Source organism: Streptomyces albidochromogenes (genome assembly GCF_005981925.1).
Classification (GTDB): Bacteria; Actinomycetota; Actinomycetes; order Streptomycetales; family Streptomycetaceae; genus Streptomyces; species Streptomyces albidochromogenes.
In genome coordinates, this window is the sequence record NZ_VBVX01000544.1 from 1 (window position 1) to 1,875 (window position 1,875).

The 1,875-nt window shown below is 69.4% G+C and carries 2 protein-coding genes; both read right to left on the bottom strand.

Going from position 1 to position 1,875, the window contains the following annotated elements:
* Position 1: 1 nt before the first annotated feature.
* A complete protein-coding gene (locus tag E2E34_RS33640) occupies positions 2 to 847 on the bottom strand; it encodes an arylamine N-acetyltransferase family protein (protein WP_138905618.1) in 846 nt (281 codons plus the stop codon).
* An 84-nt stretch (positions 848 to 931) separates the two neighbouring features.
* Complete coding sequence (locus E2E34_RS33645; RefSeq protein ID WP_138905619.1) at positions 932 to 1,702, bottom strand: succinate dehydrogenase/fumarate reductase iron-sulfur subunit; 771 nt, start codon at positions 1,700 to 1,702, stop codon at positions 932 to 934.
* Positions 1,703 to 1,875 lie beyond the last annotated feature (173 nt).

Genomic DNA, 1,875 nt, shown 5'->3' on the forward strand with positions numbered 1-1,875 from the left:
CTCAGGTCAGCTTCGTCACGAGCAGCGCCGCGTCGTCCGGCGTCAGGTCGACGCCGAACACGTCCGACAGCACCTTCGGCACCTCCTGCGGCTCCAGCTCCCGCACCTCCGGCTTCTCGCCGGGCCTGGACGTGATCAGCGTGCGGTTGTCCAGGAGGTGCAGCCGGTCGGGGTGCACGCGCTGGACGAACGGCCGGTAGCTGAAGGGGGAGTGCGAACTCGTCGCGATGAAGTGGTTGGCCATCGCGAAGTCCACCGGGTACTGCGGGTCGAGCGTGAAGGTGTGCCGCGCCATCCACCCGTCGCCCGTCTCGTCCTTCTGGCCCTCGTCCGCCGGCTGGTAGAGCGTCCACCCCTGCGCGCCCGGGGTCACCTCCCCGCTCCGCAACCGGTACGTCCACACGCCGTCGGTGGTCTCGGTCCCCTCGGCCGTCATCTCGATCGGCTCCAGCGGGCTCGCCCCGAAGCCCACGTCGCAGAGCCACCGCCGACCGTCGATGTCGACGACCAGCATGGCGTGCGTGGTGGGCAGCATCTTCGGCGCGCCCATCCGGATCCGGCCCAGCACCGCGAAGAACGTGAAGCCGAGCCGCTCCAGGGCCGCGGCGTACAGCGAGGCGTGCTCGAAGCAGTAGCCGCCGCGCGCGTTGCCGATCATCTTGCGCCGCAGTGCGTCGAGGTCGAGCGGGACGTCCCCGCGCAGCACGGCGTCGAGGTTCTCCCACCGCACGTTCAGCACGTGCGCGCGGTGCAGCGCGCGCAGCGTCTCCAGCGTGGGCGAGCGGTCCCCCTCGTACCCCAGGTGTGCCAGGTAGGCGTCCAGATCGAGTGCGTCACCGTTCCACATGCGTACGTTCCCCGTCGTCTCGTCCGTCGGCGCGCGCCGCCTTCCGGCGCGCGTGCGACAGGTGAAGCGCGAGGGTCGGGACCTCTATTCCGAGCGCCGGAAGATCTTGTCGCCCAGCCAGACCAGCGGGTCGTACTTGCGGTCGACCGCGCGCTCCTTCAAGGGGATCAGCGCGTTGTCGGTGATCTTGATGTTCTCGGGGCAGACCTCCGTGCAGCACTTGGTGATGTTGCAGTAGCCGAGTCCGTGCTCGTCCTGCGCGGTCTTCCTGCGGTCGAGACCCGCCCCGGCGGCAGCGTCCAGCGGATGCATGTCCAGCTCGGCGATCCGCATCAGGAACCTCGGACCCGCGAAGGCCGCCTTGTTCTCCTCGTGGTCGCGCACCACATGGCAGGTGTCCTGGCACAGGAAGCACTCGATGCACTTGCGGAACTCCTGCGGGCGCTCCACGTCGATCTGCTGCATCCGGTAGTCGCCCGCCGCGACCCCCTCGGGCGGTACGAAGGCGGGCACCTCCCGCGCCTTCGCGTAGTTGAAGGACACGTCCGTCACCAGATCGCGGACGACGGGAAACGCCCGCAGCGGTGTGACGGTGATCGTCTCCTCGGGCGAGAAGACCGACATCCGCGTCATGCACAGCAGCCGGGGCCGCCCGTTGATCTCCGCACTGCACGACCCGCACTTGCCCGCCTTGCAGTTCCAGCGCACCGCGAGATCCGACGCCTGGGTGGCCTGGAGGCGGTGGATGATGTCGAGGACGACCTCGCCCTCGTTCACCTCGACCTCGAAGTCCTCCAGGGCCCCGCCGTCCGCGTCGCCGCGCCAGACCCTGAAGGCCGCCGTGTAGCTGCTCATCAGTGGAGCTCCTCTTCGGCGAGGTACTTGACCAGCTCTTCCTTCTCGAACAGGCCGAGCAGGTCGGGGCGGATGGGTTCGGTGGTCTCCCGGGCGAGGGCGATCAGCCCCTGCGGGGGGCCGGCCGGAGCCAGGCCGCCCGACACGTCCGTCAGCCGGCACAGCAGATTGAC

What these genes read in the sequence shown, in the direction of transcription:
- E2E34_RS33640 (WP_138905618.1), bottom strand. Translation starts at nt 847, where the DNA reads ATGTGGAACGGTGACGCACTCGATCTGGACGCCTACCTGGCACACCTG.
- E2E34_RS33645 (WP_138905619.1), bottom strand. Translation starts at nt 1,702, where the DNA reads ATGAGCAGCTACACGGCGGCCTTCAGGGTCTGGCGCGGCGACGCGGAC.